Below are 16,639 nucleotides of genomic sequence, written 5' to 3' on the forward strand. Positions count from 1 at the left end.
TTTGCCTGAGGGTTATTCATCAACGCTCTATCGGACTTTTCACTCGTTCTTGCAGCGTTCATTTCTGATGTCCGTTCAAATCGATTTATAGACACATCAAGGTCTAGAAAGGGTTTGGCAGCTAAGCCTGTATAAGAATCTAGCGCGGCTTGAATCGAAAGCGGTGCAAGTTTGCAGGATTGTACAACCATCCTAGACAATCGTCCTATTGCTTGCCTTTCAAGATTCCTAGAATGAGGTTAAAGCAATGAAACGTGATTCCGGCTTCTTGTAAGCGTCTGGATTTCTCTTCAAGAGAACACTCAGGTTTATTTGGTCAAGCGCTTCTCAGAATTGCACCAGAAGCATCCTCAAATCCACGGCAGGCATCGGTCGCTGTGGGAAAGCTTTGCATGACTAAGCACAAACATGGAGGAACAGAAATGAAACGGCTCACGATGCCTGTTATGGCATTTTCCTTATTGGCTTTGGGGTTCGCGCAGGCAGGTCATACACAAGTTTCATCTGGCGATCGCCCACAGAGCGTAGAAATCACGCGGAATGGTTCGCAGCCTTCCACCGAAGGAGCAGCCGAATATTTCACGGGTTCTGTGAGTATCAATCCTCTTTTTCCGGTACACGATCCATCCCGTGCATCTGGTGCAAGTGTCACCTTCGAGCCTGGTGCCCGAACCGCATGGCACACCCATCCCTTGGGGCAGACCCTAATTGTGACGGATGGATCTGGTTGGGTTCAGCAGTGGGGCGGTCAAATTCAGGAGATTAGACCCGGTGATGTTGTCTGGATTCCACCGAACGTAAAACACTGGCACGGAGCCACAGCAACTACAGCCATGACCCATACTGCGATTCAAGAACAACTTGACGGCACCCCTGTGAACTGGATGGAACAGGTCAGCGACGAACAGTACGAAGGGAGATCCTGATGCTTTCGAGATGGCTTCCCACTAGAGGAAAAAACGGTCAGAAGCGAATGCTGATTTTGGTTCTCGCTTTAGCAATGTCCCTAAGTTCCTCAGCCTGCCATGCCGATAACAGTATCACCAGCAATGCCCCGTCAGAGATACCAACTGAACTATCAACCGAGCAGACAAACAGGATGAAGATCAACATCCAGATCGGAAACAAGGTTGTACCAGCCATGTTGATTGACAGCAAAACCACTCAGGATTTTATTTCCCTGCTGCCATTAACACTGACGCTAAAAGATTACGCAAACACCGAAAAAATTAGTGATTTGCCAAGACGATTATCCACAGAAGATGCACCTCCGGGCAGCGATCCTGCGGTTGGAGATATTGCTTATTACGCTCCCTGGGGGAATTTGGCGATGTATTACAACAATTTTGGATACTCAAACGGACTCATTATTCTCGGAAAAATTGACGGTGACATCGAGGCATTGAATGTGCCTGGTTCTGTAAAAGTGACGATTGAGTTGCGATCGCAGTAAAGAGGGTACGAAATGAAACTGCTTGCGACGGCTATTGAGCCAAAGTGAACCCGCTAAATAAACCCACACATACGAACAAATCAATGAAACACCGCGTTCTAATACCAACCCTCTTGATGAGTACAATCTGTGCAACGGCGGCATTTGCGCTCGACAAAACACACGTCTGGCGTAATAGCCCCGAAGCACTCGCGCAGCAGTCCCCTGTAGTCGAGGGGGCGGACAACTTCTATAGGAGCGACAAGGTGACGGTGCAGAAGGTTACGTTCAGAAACCAATACAATATGCAGGTTGCTGGGAATCTCTTCATTCCCAAAGCCTTAGATCAGAACACCAAGAATCCGGCAATCATAGTCGGGCACCCAATGGGCGCAGTCAAAGAACAGAGCGCAAATCTGTATGCCCAAAAGCTGGCTGAGCAGGGATTCGTCACCTTGTCCCTCGATTTGTCTTTCTGGGGCGAGAGCGAGGGACAGCCCCGCAACGTTGTTTCGCCGGATATTTATGCCGAGGATTTCAGTGCTGCGGTCGATTTTCTGGGCACTCGACCATTCGTTGACAGGGATCGGATTGGCGTTCTCGGGATTTGCGGCAGCGGCAGCTTCGTCATCAGCGCCGCCAAGATCGACCCGCGCATGAAGGCTATTGCGACGGTCAGTATGTATGACATGGGTGCTGCCGCTCGCAACGGGCTTAAGCATTCTACGACCCTGGAACAAAGGAAGAAATGGATCGCAGAGGCGGCCCAGCAACGCTATGCGGAGTTCACGGGCGGCGAGACCAAATACACAAGCGGAACCGTGCATGAACTCAATGAGAACTCTACCCCCATTGAGCGTGAGTTCTATGACTTTTACCGCACTCCTAGGGGCGAATACACCCCCAAAAGTTCGTCGCCGAAACTGACAACGCATCCGACGCTTACCAGCAACGTCAAATTCATGAACTTTTACCCGTTCGATGACATTGAAACGATTTCGCCTCGTCCCATGCTGTTCATCACGGGTGACAATGCCCATTCTAGGGAGTTCAGCGAAGATGCCTATAAACGCGCAGCCGAGCCAAAGGATCTCTACATCGTTCCGAACGCGGGACACGTCGATTTGTACGACCGGGTGAATTTTATCCCGTGGGACAAGCTTGCATCCTTTTTCAATCAGCACCTCAGTCGGTAAGCGAGAAACTGGCAGGAGAATATATGCTACTCAACTCGAATGGAAACTTCACAGATAAGGTGGCTTTTGTCACCGGAGCAGCGAACGGCATCGGTCGAGCGACAGCGCTGGCATTTGCCCGTGAGGGCGCTAACGTGGTGGTCGCTGACATTTCAGAACAAGGCAATCAAGAAACAGTCCGCATAATTGAGGAACTCGACGGGCGGGCGGGAGCTTCGCTGCTGCCGAAGGCAATCGCCATCAGGTGCGACGTGACGCGAGCTGAGGACGTGAAGGCGGCTCTGGACAAGACCATCGAGACTTTCGGGCGGCTGGACTTTGCCTTTAACAACGCTGGCGTGGAACAGAAGATAGCGGCGACAGCCGACCTTACAGAGGAGGAGTGGGACCGCATCGTCAACATCAACCTGCGCGGCGTGTTCCTGTGCCTAAAGCACGAAATCCCGCTGATGCTCAAGCAAGGGGGTGGCGCGATCGTGAATACCTCTTCAGGTGCTGGAGTCAAAGGCTTCAAAGGTCAAGCGGCTTACGTGGCTGCAAAGCACGGCGTGGTCGGACTGACCAAGGCAGCGGCACTCGACTACGCCGCGCAGAACATTCGCATCAACGCTGTGTGTCCCGGAATCATCGACACCCCGATGATGGATCGCTTCAGCGGCGGCACTCCCGAAGGACGAGAGCGAGTGATCTCGCAGGAACCAATTGGAAGGATGGGTCAACCCGAAGAGATCGCCAATGCCGTCGTCTGGCTGTGTTCGGATGCGTCCTCCTTCGCTATCGGGCACGCCCTGGTCATTGATGGCGGTCAAACGGTTTAGTGATGTGCGTCGCCAACCAGATTAAACCCTAAACGCACGACAACAAAGCATTGTCGCCATCGCCACATTCACCACTAACGACGATGACTCATATCGCTACTCAGGAGGTACTCGACGGCAAGCCCTTAGACTGGATGGAAAAGGTCAGCGACGAACAATACCAGGACAGATTCAAGACCGAGTACAAGTAAACCAGCTTATCTTCCAGATTGGAGCATCAATTTATGTACAACGCCAAAGCTTACTCCGCAGTCAGTGCAACATCACCGCTGGCCTCCGACACGATCGCACGGCGCGATCCTACTGAGCACGACGTTCAGATTGAAATTCTCTTCTGTGGCATCTGCCACTCCGACCTCCATTCAGTGCGGGACGAGTGGAGCGATTTCATGTCCACAACCTACCCGATCGTTCCCGGTCATGAAATCGTCGGACGGGTCACTCAAGTCGGTTCAGCAGTGACCAAGTTCAAGTCGGGCGATCTAGTAGGAGTTGGCTGCATGGTCGATTCGGATGGTCACTGTCCCAATTGCAAGGCTGGCTTTGAGCAGTTTTGCCAAAATGCGATCTTCACCTACAACTCTCCAGACAAGCACAAGACCGCTCCAGTTACCTATGGTGGCTATTCCAATAGCATTGTTGTCGATCAACGCTTCGTGCTGCGCGTTCCCCCAAACCTCGATCTAGCTGGAGTTGCACCGCTCCTGTGTGCAGGCATTACCACGTATTCGCCACTCCGTCATTGGGGAGTTACAGAGGGTAAGAAAGTAGGTGTGGTCGGTCTGGGCGGATTGGGGCACATGGGCGTGAAGCTTGCTCATGCAATGGGAGCGCACGTTGTTGTCTTTACCACGTCCCCCGACAAGAAAGAAGACGCGCTCCGCCTGGGTGCCGATGAAGTTGTTGTTTCCCGCAATGCTGACGAGATGCAAAAGCACGCTGGTAGCTTCGATTTTATCCTCGATACCGTCGCTGCCAAGCACGACATTAATGCTTATCTCAACCTGCTGGACCTCGATGGTAACATCACCCTGGTTGGTGCGCCTGAAAAGCCTCTAGATGTCGCGGCATTTAGTCTGATTATGAGTCGCCGCAGTCTTTCTGGCTCTATGATCGGCGGCATCGCCGAAACCCAAGAGATGCTCGACTTTTGCGGTGAACACAATATCACCGCCGATGTTGAAGTCATCCCCATCCAGAAGGTCAACGAAGCCTACGAGCGACTGCTCAAGTCCGATGTGAAATATCGCTTTGTAATTGATATGGCTTCTCTGAAATCTGAATAACCGAGGTGAAACTTCGCAGGAGTACCAATGCAAACGCGCTTACGAGCGCTTGGTGAACAAGGACGCGCGCTATCGCTTCGTCATCGACATAGCCCCGCTGAAGGCAGGCGCGTCGAACCGAAGCTAACCCGCTAGATAAACCCACACATACGAACAAATCAATGAAACACCGCGTTCTAATACCAACCCTCTTGATGAGTGCAATCGGCGCAACGGCGGCATTTGCACTCGACAAAACACACGTTTGGCGTAATAGCCCCCAAGCACTCGTGTAGCAGTCCGCGGTAGTCGAGGGGGCGGACAACTTCTATAGGAGCGACAAGGTGACGGTGCAGAAGGTTACGTTCAGAAACCAATACAATATGCAGGTTGCTGGGAATCTCTTCATTCCCAAAGCCTTAGATCAGAACACCAAGAATCCCGCAATCATAGTCGGGCACCCAATGGGCGCAGTCAAAGAACAGAGCGCAAATCTGTATGCCCAAAAGCTGGCTGAGCAGGGATTCGTCACCTTGTCCCTCGATTTGTCTTTCTGGGGCGAGAGCGGTCGTCGAGTCCGGGCGTGACGAGTATTTAGTCACATTGACGTCGTCGTCAACAACGTGGGGTATAGCCTGCGCGGCTAAGTTCGAGGAACTATCCTTATCCGAGATCAAGCGCCAGTTTGCGACCACCTTCCGTGGAAGCTCAACTCCGTAGAGCGACGTGACAACGAGTAAGCCTGACGAAATCGCCGAAGCGGTTCTTTGGCTTGATTCGGATGCGACTTCGTTTGTAATTGGACATGCGATGTCCGTCGATGGAGAATTTGTACACTCCCAAACTGAGGACGACGCTTCAGGGGCGACACTGGCACTAATTTGACAACAGGATGGTTGTCTTTCGAGATCGTGATTTCTTCACCACGAAGTGCCACCTCAATTAATTTGGGCAGAGGTTGAGATGCCGCAGCGAGATCGATTTGCTGCATAAATCTAACCCTCTTTTTTATTCATCTTCCATCTTTTCTGAAAAATCCGTGTCTTGATACACTTGGTCAAGTGCCTGCTGTTGAGTCCGACGGGAAGGACGACGGTATTTTTTTGCTTCCAACCGGGGTTCGTATTGACTGTGCCCTTTACCCTTCGTTTTCATTTTCAGGGTGGCGTCGGGATCGGCTTGTTGGTTCAGATGAGTAGAAAGAGCGATCGCATCTTTCAGAAAATCTAGATAATGATCGTAACGTTCCCAATCCCCTCGCACCGCACAATTCGGCTCATCCCGATGCAGGCAATCACTAAATTGACATCGGGCAACCGCTAAGCGCTGGCGTGCTTCTGGGAAATAATGCACTAACTCTTCCGGAGTCGCATCCAAGTCTGGTTGGTTGAATCCAGGGGTATCTGCAATGAATCCGCCTGTCGGTAATTCAAACAATTCAACGTGTCGCGTCGTATGACGCCCTCGGCTGAGTTTGCCGGAAACTTCTCCGACGCGCAGATTGACGCTGGGAATAAGATAGTTTACGATGCTCGATTTCCCGACGCCAGAAAGACCCGCAAAAATAGTAATTTTATGATTTAGTTGATGCTGGAATTCTTCTAGACCTCGACCTGTGTGGACGCTGATAAATATCGGTTGGTAGCCCCATCCTTGCAAGCGATCGCGCCATTGGTTGAGTTGGTCAGTTGTCACTAAATCGCTTTTATTTAAGCAAAGGCAGACTTCTAAGCCAGTAGACTCTCCTTTTACCAGAAAACGACTCAATTGATAGGCATCCAACGTAGGTTCTTCTAGGGCAAAAACGAGAAGAATTTGCTGAGCATTTGCCACTGGAGGACGATCTAGTTCGCTTGTGCGGGGGAAAACTTCGGCGATCGCTCCCCGTCCACCTGCCCAGTCAGCTTCTTCAATCAGAACGCGATCGCCTACCATCACCTTCTGACCTATTTTTTTCAGCCTTGCCCGACGAGTACACAGGAGAAAGGGAGTTATCGGCGGGGTGTCAGCTTCCAACTCCAAACTACTGAGGTCTAGTCGCACTTGATAGAAATTCGCCTGCACAGCCACCACCGTCCCAATTAACGGCGAAGATTCTTCCAACCGATCAACCGGATCTGGAAATTTCTGCTCCCTCTCCTCTCCTGTCGGCGGTAGCGACGGAGGTGGTACAGAACTCATAGGGAAGCTGGACGCCGCACCCTCAGGGCAAAAAAGCCTGTGCGGTCTTCAGACGCAATGAATCGCGTCTCTTCAATTGTGTAGCCCGCCATCGCTAAACTATCAGGAACCTGCTCAATTGGCTCACCCGGATCTAGCCAAACTTCTAATAAGGTGTCGGGTGCCATTTGTTCCAGGCGGAGTTTAGTGCGAACGAAATTAATCGGGCAAGGCGTCCCCCGCAAGTCCAGCTGAGCGTCCGGCACATCCGTTGCAGTCGCTGGATTGTCGATCACTTGAACAACCCTCCTAAAAATCCTTCTAAACCGCCTTTCCCAGTGCGATCGCCTTTGATTTTAGCCAGCTTCTCCAGCAGTTCCCGTTCTTCAGCCGTAATCCGATTGGGAATATCAATTCCTACATTAATCAGGTGATCTCCCCGGCTGACTGGGTTCCCTAGTTTGGGTACGCCATGATTTTCTAGCGTCAGCACCGTATTCGGTTGCGTTCCCGCCGGAATTGTTAACTCTACCGGCCCATCTACTGTATTCACTTCCAGACGGCATCCTAAGATCGCCTGCAAGTAGCTAATCTTAATCTCTGACAGGACGTTAATCCCATCCCGATGAAACTCTGCGTCTTCCTCAACAAACAAATAGACGTACAAATCTCCCGGAGGCCCACCGCGCAGACCAGCGTCTCCTTCTTTAGAAACGCGTAGCCGGGTTCCATTATCTACCCCTGGAGGGATAGTAATTTTAAGCTTTTTCGTCTCCTGTTTGCGACCGACGCCTCCGCAAGTTTCACACTTGTCCTCAATTACCTGCCCTTCACCGTTACAGGTGGGACAGACAGAGACTTGGGTAAAGCTACCAAAGGGAGTCCGTGTCGCACGACGCACTTGACCAGAACCACTGCAAGTCGGACAGGCTCGCGGTCGCGTTCCTGGCTTGGCACCTGCACCGCTACAGGTAGCACAGGTTTCTAGATGGGGAATCCGGATTTCTTTTTCGCCCCCAAAGACGGCTTCCCGAAATTCCAGCTTTAAATCTAACCGCAGGTCGTCGCCGCGAACGGGACCGCTACGTCTGCGAGCAGCCGTTTGACCCCCGGTACCCCCAAACCCACTGAAGAAGCTTTCAAAAATATCGGCAAAGTTACCAATATCGCCTAAGTCTGGGCCAGCTCCGACACCAGAAGCGACTCCGGCTTCTCCATAGCGATCGTAGCGAGTCCGGGTTTCTGGTTCCGAAAGGACTTCGTATGCTCGATTGATTTCTTTAAAGCGTTCTTCCGCCCCTGGCTCTTTATTGACATCCGGGTGATATTTCCGGGCCAGACGGCGATAGGCACGCTTAATTTCCTCTTTGTCTGAGTCACGGGAGACCCCGAGAATTTCATAGTAGTCGCGGGCCATAGAACGCTGCTTCTTTAGGGGTTAAGGGTTAGGAGAACGGAAAAATGAAAACTTTAGATATCCTTCAATTTTTCATTTTTCCTTTTTTATTTTTATTTGATTTAGTCAACTGGCTCGTAGTCAGCCTGAACGGTATTATCGTCATCAAATCTAAAGTCATCGTCATCGGGTGTAGAGTCAGGCGCTTCACTAAACTCTGGAGATATGCCACTTTCCAGGCTTTCGTAATCATCCGGTGTCTCGCGTCCGCTGGCTTGCTGGTACACGGCAGCACCAATCGCAAACAGTGTCTGCTGAAAATCGTCGATCTGTTGTTTGATCTCCTCAACACTAATTGAGGGGTTAGCCAGCGCCGCTCGCACCGCTGTAGCCTTCTTATTTGCCTGCGTTTTGATATCCTCTGCAACCAGATCCCCGTTGTCATTCAACGTCGATTCATAGCTGTAGAACAGGCTATCAGCCTGATTTTTCAGCTCCACTACTTGCATCCGACGCTGGTCTTCTTCGGCATAGGTTTCAGCTTCGTGCCGCATCCGTTCGACTTCGCTGGCACTCAAGCCGCCGGTATTGCTAATCCGGATACTCTGCTCTCTCCCAGTGCCTTTATCTTGAGCCAATACTTTGAGAATTCCATCAACGCCGATTTCAAAGGACACTTCAATTTGAGGGATGCCTCTGGGAGCGGGGGGAATTCCTGCTAGGAGGAATTTGCCAAGACTTTTGTTATCTTTCGCCATCGCCCGCTCACCCTGTAAGACGTGAATTTCCACGCTGGTTTGTCCGTCGGTGGCGGTGGAAAAAACTTGGGATTTCGTCGTGGGAATTGTGGTGTTGCGCTCAATAATTTTTGTAAACACTTCTCCCAAGGTTTCAATGCCCAAGCTTAGGGGGGCAACATCCAATAGCAGCAGATCCTCGACTTCGCCGCTTAAGACGCCTCCTTGGATCGCTGCTCCCAGCGCCACTGCTTCATCCGGGTTGATCGACCGATCGGGTGCTTTGCCGCCAAAAAACTTCTTAATCGCATCTTGAACGGCAGGAATTCGAGTTGAACCTCCCACCAGGATGATCCGGTCAATCTCATTGGCTGTCAAACCGCTGTCTTTGATCGCCTGAGCTACAGGCTCAATGGTACCTTCCACCAAATGGTTGACGAGTTCTTCAAACTGGGCGCGGGAAAGTTCCATCTCTAAATGTTTTGGCCCGGTTTCATCGGCGGTGATGAATGGCAAATTGATGGAGGTGCTGCCCATGCTGGAAAGTTCGATTTTGGCTTTCTCTGCTGCCTCTCGCAACCGCTGGAGAGCCATTTTGTCGGTTCCCAGGTCGATGGAATCTTGCTGTTTGAAGTTTTCGATCATCCAGCGGACAATGCTGTTGTCAAAGTCATCTCCGCCTAGATGGTTGTTTCCAGAGGTAGCTTTGACTTCAAAAACGCCGTCACCCAATTGGAGTACGGAAACGTCGAAGGTACCGCCCCCTAAGTCAAACACCAGAATGCACTGCTCTTCATCTTGTTTATCCAAGCCGTAGGCAAGAGCAGCTGCCGTGGGTTCGTTGATGATCCGTAAAACTTCCAGTCCGGCAATGGTACCGGCATCTTTTGTCGCCTGCCTTTGGGCGTCTGTGAAGTAGGCAGGTACGGTGATGACTGCCTGGTCTACCTGTTCGCCAAGAAAGTTTTCTGCATCCTGCTTTAGCTTTTGCAGGATCATCGCTGAGATTTCTTGGGGGGTGTAGTTGCGTCCCCGAATTTGGACATCGACGGTATCATCGCGACCTTTGATACAGGTGTAGGGCACGCGCGATCGCTCTACTTCGGTGTCATCCCAGCGGCGACCGATAAAGCGTTTAATGCTGTATACCGTATTTTCGGCATTGGTGACAGCTTGCCGTTTTGCTAGCTGACCCACTAGGCGATCGCCGCCCTTGCCAAATCCCACGATACTTGGGGTCGTTCTCCCTCCTTCTGTGTTAGAGATGACGATGGGTTGACCCCCCTCTAAAACAGCCACGCAACTATTGGTCGTGCCCAAGTCGATGCCAATGACTTTTCCCATAGCTAGCTGTAGTAAAGGTTTACAGGATTTGTTAAGTAGCCGTCGAATTGCTTGTCCGAAATGGTTCGGACCCGGCACCAGATTTCCATCAATTTGATTGTAATTTCTGACGCCTTCAACCGTCGATGCAGTGCATCAAACTCCATTAACTTTCGCCAGAAAGCGGATGACCTTCCTCTGAGGTTACCACGGGCTCCATACCAGCAGCAACTTTGACTAGGGCGTGGCGCAAGACGCGATCGCCCAAGAAATAGCCGCGCACCAGCTGTTCGATCACGGCTCCTTCTGGATATTCATTCGTTGGTTCCCGCATCACGGCTTCGTGGAGATTGGGATCGAAATCTTGACCCTCCGGACGCATGGGAGATACTCCGATGCGCTTGAGAGCGTCTGCCAGCTGTTTGTAGACACTCTGGTAGCTTTTGTGGATGCTCCATTCTCCATCAGTTTGCGGCTTGATCTGCGATCGCGCTCGCTCAAAATTATCCACTACGGGCAGTAACTCAGTAATGGTTGTGCACTTGATCTGCACCTCCGAGTCTTCCTTCTCTTTGAGAGTCCGCTTGCGGAAATTTTCAAAATCTGCGGCTATCCTCATGTACTGAGTTTTGAAAGAGTCACACTGTTGCGTGCGCTCTTCCACTTGCGCTTTTAAAGCCTCCACTTCCCGCGTCAATGCTTCTACAGCCGCTGTGTTGCTGGCTGCTTCTGCGTTACTTTCGTCTCCGCTGGCTCCGGAGGTTGCACTGGCATCTGATACCGCATCAGATGTTTGGCTTGTGCCATACACTGACGCCTCCCCTAATGGTTCTCCATTCAAGGTTCCCGTTTCAGATAATGGTTCATTCCCCATTTCCTGTGCCACCGCCTGGTTATCAACCATTGGAGGTGAAGTATTGTCTTGCTGATTTTCTTCCTCGTTCATTGGGCTATCATCCCAGCTAAGAGACTGCTCGCGCTCATTTTAATGGGTAGTCCTGTCGATGTCGCCACTACCACCTCCCCTTCTGTATCAGGTTGGTGTCTCACCACTCCCTGAGTTAGGGATGGAGAGAACCGGCGCATTGCCACAAAACTTTCCCCTTTCTAGAATCATAGTGTGCCCAGGCATCCTACCAATACTCTTTAAAGCTTTTGGCTTAACTTTCTGACAAGGCTTGGGTGGGAAAACCGTATCAACACGCCAACCCTACCTTAACCCTACATTGTGCCAAGCTATGCCATCTGCTGGCATTTGCACAGAAATTTCTTTATAGAAGCAATTGCCTACTTTCCGATTGTAACGTCATCTTCACGAATTTCAGGATAGCCATTGAGCGAGTGGGCGTGCCAGACATCAGAATCTAGACAGTAGACGATGTATGAATCGCAAAATAAATTAAGACAATCCTACGCCTAAGACTTGGTTAAGGCTATTATCGTGAATGTTCCCTACCACGTTCAGCCTTACACGCTCCTTGTCATTAACCAAGTCGTGTCCGAGTCTTCTAAGGCTCCGGCAGGTCTTCAATCTTAAAACTTACAGCATCGTTGTACGGATATTACTGCTTGCGGCTAGTGAGGAGCAAATTGGCTTATCGCGTCAATTTTGCCTTTAAAATCGCCACAACGGCTCAACATAAATGATGAAACGGTCTGGTGGTACTGCGGGGGCGCAAGCCCAAGTCGGTTATCTAAACCGTAAAAATTTAGTTTTTGGCTGACGATAGCAATTTTGCTTCATGGTTTTGGGAACAATTTGTAAAGAGGTATTCTCACGGATCTATGACTCAATCCTCACCACGAAATCGCGCCCTTGCTGTCCGCAATGAGTTTTCGCCCTTCGGCAACCAGCTGATTCAGGCAGGCTATGTTGACACCGACCAAATGCGGCAGGCTATGGTAGAAAGCCGCAAGTCTGGTAGACCCTTAACCGAGGTTCTAGAAACGATTACTGGGCGATCGCTTCCCCCAGATTTGCTACGTCAGTATAAAAAACAACAGCTTTTTGAACTCAAAATTCTTTACGGAGTTGAATCTCTAGATCCGGAAATCAGCCAAATTCCCACTTCTCAGATTGGGTCTTTGATTGAAACCCTGATTCCGATCGATATCTGTAGTCGCTATAAACTGGTACCTTTAACGAAAAATGACACCCAGCCCCCCTCGGTACTGGTGGCAATGGTCGATCCAGATAATTTAGCGGCTCAGGACGATCTCAACCGCATCTTACGACCCCAGGGCATCGCCTTGCAGCGAATGGTGATCACTCTGGAAGACTGTTTGAATCTAATTAACCAATACAAGGATGAGCAAACCAGGAAAGAGGAAGTAGCGCGAATCCAAAAGTCTGTGGATGTCTCAGACGTTCTGGATAATTTGAACGACTTAGGCGATGCGCCTCCTGAAATTGAAGATGACCTGAATGTAGAGGATGCACAGGGCGCTCCCGTCATCAACTTGGTTAACAGAATCCTCCTCAAGGGTCTGCAAGAGCAGGTTTCAGACATTCACATTGAACCCCAAGAAGAATTCTTACGCATTCGCTTCCGGAAAGATGGGGTGCTACAACAAGCCTTCGAGCCGTTCCCGAAAAAAATCATCCCAGCCGTCACAGCTCGCTTCAAAATCATGGCTGAGCTAGACATTGCCGAGCGACGGATGCCCCAGGATGGTCGTATCCGGCGGGTGTTTGAAGGGCGTAAGGTTGACTTTCGGGTGAATACCTTACCCAGCCGCTACGGCGAAAAGGTGGTCTTGCGAATTCTCGATAACTCTTCCACCCAGCTAGGTTTGGATAAGTTAATTTCCGATTCAGAATCGCTAGAAATTGTCAGAGAAATGGCAAGCCGTCCCTTCGGCTTGATTTTAGTAACCGGGCCAACTGGGTCTGGTAAATCTACCACCTTGTACTCGGTTCTGGCAGAACGGAACGATCCGGGAATTAATATCAGTACCGCAGAAGACCCGATTGAGTATGCCTTGCCTGGGATTACTCAGGTACAGGTAATTCGAGAGAAGGGAATGGATTTTTCCTCGATCTTAAGAGCCTTCATGCGCCAAGATCCGGATGTAATTCTGGTGGGTGAAACGCGGGACAAAGAAACGGCGAAAACCGCAATTGAAGCAGCACTAACCGGACACTTGGTACTGACAACCCTGCACACCAACGATGCCGCCGGTGCGATCGCCCGCTTAGACGAAATGGGTATCGAGCCATTCATGGTATCGGGTTCGCTGATTGGCGTTTTGGCGCAACGCTTGATGCGGCGTGTTTGTAGCGAGTGTCGCCTTTCCTATTCACCCACTTCACAAGAACTCGGTCGATTTGGTTTATCGGCTTCTGGGGACGGGGATATTACCTTCTACAAAGCCAATACTTTACAACCCGATGAAGCGAAGGAAGCCAAAAGCAGAAATGCTCTGTGCCAAAAATGTAATGGCATTGGCTATAAGGGACGTGTGGGTGTTTATGAAGTCATGCGCGTAACCGAACGCTTGCAAAATTTAATCAGCCAAGGTGCCCCCACCGAGCGCATTAAAGAAGCAGCCGTGGAAGAAGGGATGAAGACATTGCTGGCATACAGCTTAGACCTGGTACGCCAAGGTTATACCACTCTGGAAGAAGTAGAACGGGTGACATTTACAGATTCTGGTCTAGAGGCAGAACTCAAAGCCAAGCGGAAGAGCGGTCTAGAATGTGTCACTTGCACTGCTGAGTTAAAGCCAGAGTGGCTAGATTGTCCTTATTGCATGACGCCTCGCTTTTCCGAATAAATTTCAATCGTCAATCGCTAATGGCGAATGGCAATCACCCAAGCTACGCCCTTAGTCAAGGAAAAATTAGCAACTGAGAAATCAAGAATCACCCCAGGAGACAGCCTCATGGAATTAATGATTGAAGACTTGATGGAGCAACTCATTGAAATGGGCGGCTCAGATATGCACATCCAGGCAGGAGCGCCGGTTTACTTTCGCATTAGTGGGAAACTCAACCCCATTGGGGACGAACCGCTTCCTCCCCAGGAGTGTCAGAAACTCATCTTCAGTATGCTGAACAACACGCAGCGTAAGGAATTAGAGCAAAACTGGGAACTTGACTGCTCTTATGGGGTTAAGGGATTGGCTCGCTTCCGCGTCAATGTGTACAAAGAGCGGGGCTACTATGCGGCGTGCTTAAGAGCGTTGTCTTCTAAAATTCCGAACTTCGATCAGTTGGGTCTCCCAGACGTCGTGCGGGAATTGACTCACAGACCGAGAGGAATGGTGTTGGTGACGGGGCAAACGGGTTCTGGGAAAACCACCACCCTGGCTGCGATGCTCGACTTGATCAACCGGACGCGAGCAGAACACATCCTAACGGTGGAAGACCCGATTGAATATGTTTACCCGAACATCAAGAGCTTGTTTCACCAGCGTCAAAAAGGCGAAGATACTAAGAGCTTTGCGAATGCGCTGAGAGCCGCGCTCCGGGAAGACCCGGATATTATCCTGGTAGGGGAAATGCGCGACCTAGAAACCATTGGTCTGGCGGTGTCAGCGGCTGAAACGGGTCACTTGGTGTTCGGCACCCTGCACACCAGCTCAGCAGCAGGTACTATCGACCGGATTTTGGACGTGTTCCCCCCAGAGCAACAGCCCCAAATCCGCGCTCAGTTGTCTGGTTCGTTATTGGCAGTCTTTAGCCAATGCTTGGTGCCCAAACATAATCCGAAACCCGGTGAATATGGTCGGGTAATGGCGCAGGAAATCATGCTGGTAACGCCAGCGATCGCTAACTTGATTCGAGAAGGAAAATCTGCTCAAATTTACTCTGCTATCCAGACTGGAGCAAAATTGGGAATGCAGACGATGGAACAGGCTCTAGCTGGCTATGTCAAAGCTGGTGCCATCTCCTTTGAGGCGGCGATGGGCAAATCATCTAAACCTGAAGAATTACAGCGTATCCTGGGGACATCGCCAGCGACAGGGGCAAAAGCTGGCGCTCGGTAGGTTCGAGGCGGTGTAAAACCTATTGCACTAAGCTTGTATGATGCCAGGTAGTCCAGACCGAAACATATTCGGTCTGGACTACCTGGCAGCCCTCAGCAGAAATTGTCAAAAACCTCCCCGGAAGACACCTTCCCATTACAAAAATTTTCCTTTTAAAAGCCATTCTTCTTTCACTTAGAGGTGAGGTATGCCTACCTATATTGCTGATGTTCGGGACTCTAAAGGAGCCGCCAAGAAAGACAAAATTGTCGCCGACTCCCTTGGCAGTGCCCGCGACGCCCTGCGCGAAAAATGGGTTTCTGTTGCAAATATCAAAGAAACCCAAACCTTTGACCTGAGCAAATTAAACCTAAAAGACATTCAAACTTCTTTAGCGAAGGTTACAGTCAAGGATAAAGCCGTCTTTTCTCGTCAGTTTGCCGCGATGGTCAACGCGGGTGTGGCGATTGTTCGATGCTTGGGTGTGCTTTCCGAACAATGTACCAATCCCAAGCTCAAAAAAGCGCTTGTAGAAATTAGCTCTGAGGTTCAACAAGGTGTGAATCTCTCAGATGCTATGCGTAAACATCCGGAGTGTTTTGATAATCTCTACGTCAGTATGGTTCAAGCCGGTGAGGTCGGCGGTGTCCTTGATGAGGTACTCAACCGATTAGCCAAAGTCTTAGAAGATATGGCGCGCCTGCAAAACCAAGTCAAAGGGGCAATGGCATACCCTGTGGCGGTGGGAATCTTGGCAATCATTGTCTTTATTTGTATGACGGTGTTTTTGATCCCGATCTTTGCTGGCATTTTCCAAGATTTGGGGACAGAATTGCCGGCTCTAACCCTGTTCATGTTGTGGATCAGCGGTATCCTCAGAAGTTGGAGGATCATCATCCCAATCATTACTGTCATCGTTGCCTCTTTTCTTTACAGACAGTATTACAAGACGCCAGTTGGTCGTGTAACGATGGATCGTTTTTTCTTAAAAATGCCGCTATTAGGCGACTTGAATGAGAAATCATGTGTTGCTCGTTTTTGCCGCATTTTTGGAACCTTGACTCGTTCAGGAGTGCCCATTCTTACTTGTATGGATATTGTGAGAGATACGGCGGGGAACCAAGTAATCGCCAACGCGGTGGAAGCAGCCAAGCTAGACATTCAACAGGGTGGGATGATGAGCTTAGCTTTGCAAAAAGAGCAGGTTTTCCCAATCCTGGCAATTCAAATGATTAGTATTGGGGAAGAGACAGGTCAGTTAGATGCCATGATGATGAAAGTGGCAGATTTCTATGAAGATGAGGTTGAGCAAGCGGTGAAAGCACTCACCAGCGTTCTCGA

General features: G+C 50.3%; 14 protein-coding genes and 2 pseudogenes. 9 read left to right on the forward strand and 7 right to left on the reverse strand.

Going from position 1 to position 16,639, the window contains the following annotated elements:
- Positions 1-191: pseudogene (locus H6F50_RS26705) on the reverse strand (hypothetical protein); the annotation flags it as partial.
- 231 nt (positions 192-422) lie between these two features.
- Here H6F50_RS26705 and H6F50_RS06690 point away from each other — a divergent pair.
- The 6 genes and pseudogenes from H6F50_RS06690 to H6F50_RS26390 form a co-directional block, all read left to right on the forward strand.
- On the forward strand, positions 423-926 hold the full coding sequence (locus tag H6F50_RS06690; protein ID WP_190427799.1) for a cupin domain-containing protein: 504 nt from the start codon (positions 423-425) through the stop codon (positions 924-926).
- Positions 926-1,453 (forward strand): cyclophilin-like fold protein, encoded by a 528-nt coding sequence (locus H6F50_RS06695; RefSeq protein WP_199292023.1) that lies wholly within the window; start codon positions 926-928, stop codon positions 1,451-1,453. The genes H6F50_RS06690 and H6F50_RS06695 overlap by 1 nt, the downstream gene beginning before the upstream one ends.
- An 83-nt stretch (positions 1,454-1,536) precedes the next feature.
- The gene (locus H6F50_RS06700; RefSeq protein WP_190427793.1) at positions 1,537-2,628 is read left to right on the forward strand and encodes an alpha/beta hydrolase; all 1,092 of its coding nucleotides are present in this window, start codon (positions 1,537-1,539) and stop codon (positions 2,626-2,628) included.
- A gap of 23 nt (positions 2,629-2,651) precedes the next feature.
- The gene (locus H6F50_RS06705; RefSeq protein ID WP_190427794.1) at positions 2,652-3,446 is read left to right on the forward strand and encodes an SDR family oxidoreductase; all 795 of its coding nucleotides are present in this window, start codon (positions 2,652-2,654) and stop codon (positions 3,444-3,446) included.
- 224 nt (positions 3,447-3,670) lie between these two features.
- Positions 3,671-4,732 (forward strand): NAD(P)-dependent alcohol dehydrogenase, encoded by a 1,062-nt coding sequence (locus H6F50_RS06710; protein ID WP_190413822.1) that lies wholly within the window; start codon positions 3,671-3,673, stop codon positions 4,730-4,732.
- 293 nt (positions 4,733-5,025) lie between these two features.
- Positions 5,026-5,277: pseudogene (locus H6F50_RS26390) on the forward strand (alpha/beta hydrolase); the annotation flags it as partial.
- 107 nt (positions 5,278-5,384) lie between these two features.
- Here the strand turns inward: H6F50_RS26390 and H6F50_RS06720 are convergent.
- The 6 genes from H6F50_RS06720 to grpE all read right to left on the reverse strand — a co-directional run bounded on the left by H6F50_RS06720 (position 5,385) and on the right by grpE (position 11,273).
- The gene (locus tag H6F50_RS06720) at positions 5,385-5,702 is read right to left on the reverse strand and encodes a type II toxin-antitoxin system prevent-host-death family antitoxin (protein WP_190427795.1); all 318 of its coding nucleotides are present in this window, start codon (positions 5,700-5,702) and stop codon (positions 5,385-5,387) included.
- 17 nt (positions 5,703-5,719) lie between these two features.
- Positions 5,720-6,892 (reverse strand): small ribosomal subunit biogenesis GTPase RsgA, encoded by a 1,173-nt coding sequence (gene rsgA / locus H6F50_RS06725; RefSeq protein ID WP_190427796.1) that lies wholly within the window; start codon positions 6,890-6,892, stop codon positions 5,720-5,722.
- A complete protein-coding gene (locus H6F50_RS06730) occupies positions 6,889-7,164 on the reverse strand; it encodes a sulfurtransferase TusA family protein (RefSeq protein WP_190427803.1) in 276 nt (91 codons plus the stop codon). The genes rsgA and H6F50_RS06730 overlap by 4 nt, the downstream gene beginning before the upstream one ends.
- Positions 7,164-8,288, reverse strand: coding sequence for a molecular chaperone DnaJ (dnaJ, locus tag H6F50_RS06735; RefSeq protein ID WP_190413824.1), 1,125 nt, complete (start codon positions 8,286-8,288; stop codon positions 7,164-7,166). Before dnaJ ends, H6F50_RS06730 begins: the two co-directional genes overlap by 1 nt.
- Before the next feature lie 101 nt (positions 8,289-8,389).
- On the reverse strand, positions 8,390-10,348 hold the full coding sequence (dnaK, locus tag H6F50_RS06740) for a molecular chaperone DnaK (RefSeq protein ID WP_190427811.1): 1,959 nt from the start codon (positions 10,346-10,348) through the stop codon (positions 8,390-8,392).
- A 145-nt stretch (positions 10,349-10,493) separates the two neighbouring features.
- Positions 10,494-11,273, reverse strand: a complete 780-nt coding sequence (gene grpE / locus H6F50_RS06745) for a nucleotide exchange factor GrpE (protein WP_190427797.1) — start codon at positions 11,271-11,273, stop codon at positions 10,494-10,496.
- Positions 11,274-12,112: 839 nt separating this feature from the next.
- Between grpE and H6F50_RS06750 the strand changes: the two genes are divergently transcribed.
- From H6F50_RS06750 to H6F50_RS06760, 3 genes are all read left to right on the forward strand, one after another.
- On the forward strand, positions 12,113-14,104 hold the full coding sequence (locus H6F50_RS06750; RefSeq protein ID WP_190413827.1) for a GspE/PulE family protein: 1,992 nt from the start codon (positions 12,113-12,115) through the stop codon (positions 14,102-14,104).
- Between the two features lie 108 nt (positions 14,105-14,212).
- Positions 14,213-15,319: a type IV pilus twitching motility protein PilT gene (locus H6F50_RS06755; RefSeq protein WP_190413828.1), complete on the forward strand. Its 1,107-nt coding sequence runs from the start codon at positions 14,213-14,215 to the stop codon at positions 15,317-15,319.
- Positions 15,320-15,506: 187 nt separating this feature from the next.
- Positions 15,507-16,639: type II secretion system F family protein (locus tag H6F50_RS06760; RefSeq protein ID WP_190427798.1), on the forward strand; the 1,133-nt coding region annotated here is incomplete at its 3' end.

Origin of the sequence: Coleofasciculus sp. FACHB-712 (assembly GCF_014695635.1) — a bacterium.
Lineage (GTDB): Bacteria > Cyanobacteriota > Cyanobacteriia > Cyanobacteriales > FACHB-T130 > FACHB-T130.

Coding starts and splice junctions, on each gene's coding strand:
- H6F50_RS06690 (WP_190427799.1), top strand. CDS start 423: ATGAAACGGCTCACGATGCCTGTTATGGCATTTTCCTTATTGGCTTTG.
- H6F50_RS06695 (WP_199292023.1), top strand. CDS start 926: ATGCTTTCGAGATGGCTTCCCACTAGAGGAAAAAACGGTCAGAAGCGA.
- H6F50_RS06700 (WP_190427793.1), top strand. CDS start 1,537: ATGAAACACCGCGTTCTAATACCAACCCTCTTGATGAGTACAATCTGT.
- H6F50_RS06705 (WP_190427794.1), top strand. CDS start 2,652: ATGCTACTCAACTCGAATGGAAACTTCACAGATAAGGTGGCTTTTGTC.
- H6F50_RS06710 (WP_190413822.1), top strand. CDS start 3,671: ATGTACAACGCCAAAGCTTACTCCGCAGTCAGTGCAACATCACCGCTG.
- H6F50_RS06720 (WP_190427795.1), bottom strand. CDS start 5,702: ATGCAGCAAATCGATCTCGCTGCGGCATCTCAACCTCTGCCCAAATTA.
- rsgA (WP_190427796.1), bottom strand. CDS start 6,892: ATGAGTTCTGTACCACCTCCGTCGCTACCGCCGACAGGAGAGGAGAGG.
- dnaJ (WP_190413824.1), bottom strand. CDS start 8,288: ATGGCCCGCGACTACTATGAAATTCTCGGGGTCTCCCGTGACTCAGAC.
- dnaK (WP_190427811.1), bottom strand. CDS start 10,348: ATGGGAAAAGTCATTGGCATCGACTTGGGCACGACCAATAGTTGCGTG.
- grpE (WP_190427797.1), bottom strand. CDS start 11,273: ATGAACGAGGAAGAAAATCAGCAAGACAATACTTCACCTCCAATGGTT.
- H6F50_RS06750 (WP_190413827.1), top strand. CDS start 12,113: ATGACTCAATCCTCACCACGAAATCGCGCCCTTGCTGTCCGCAATGAG.
- H6F50_RS06755 (WP_190413828.1), top strand. CDS start 14,213: ATGGAATTAATGATTGAAGACTTGATGGAGCAACTCATTGAAATGGGC.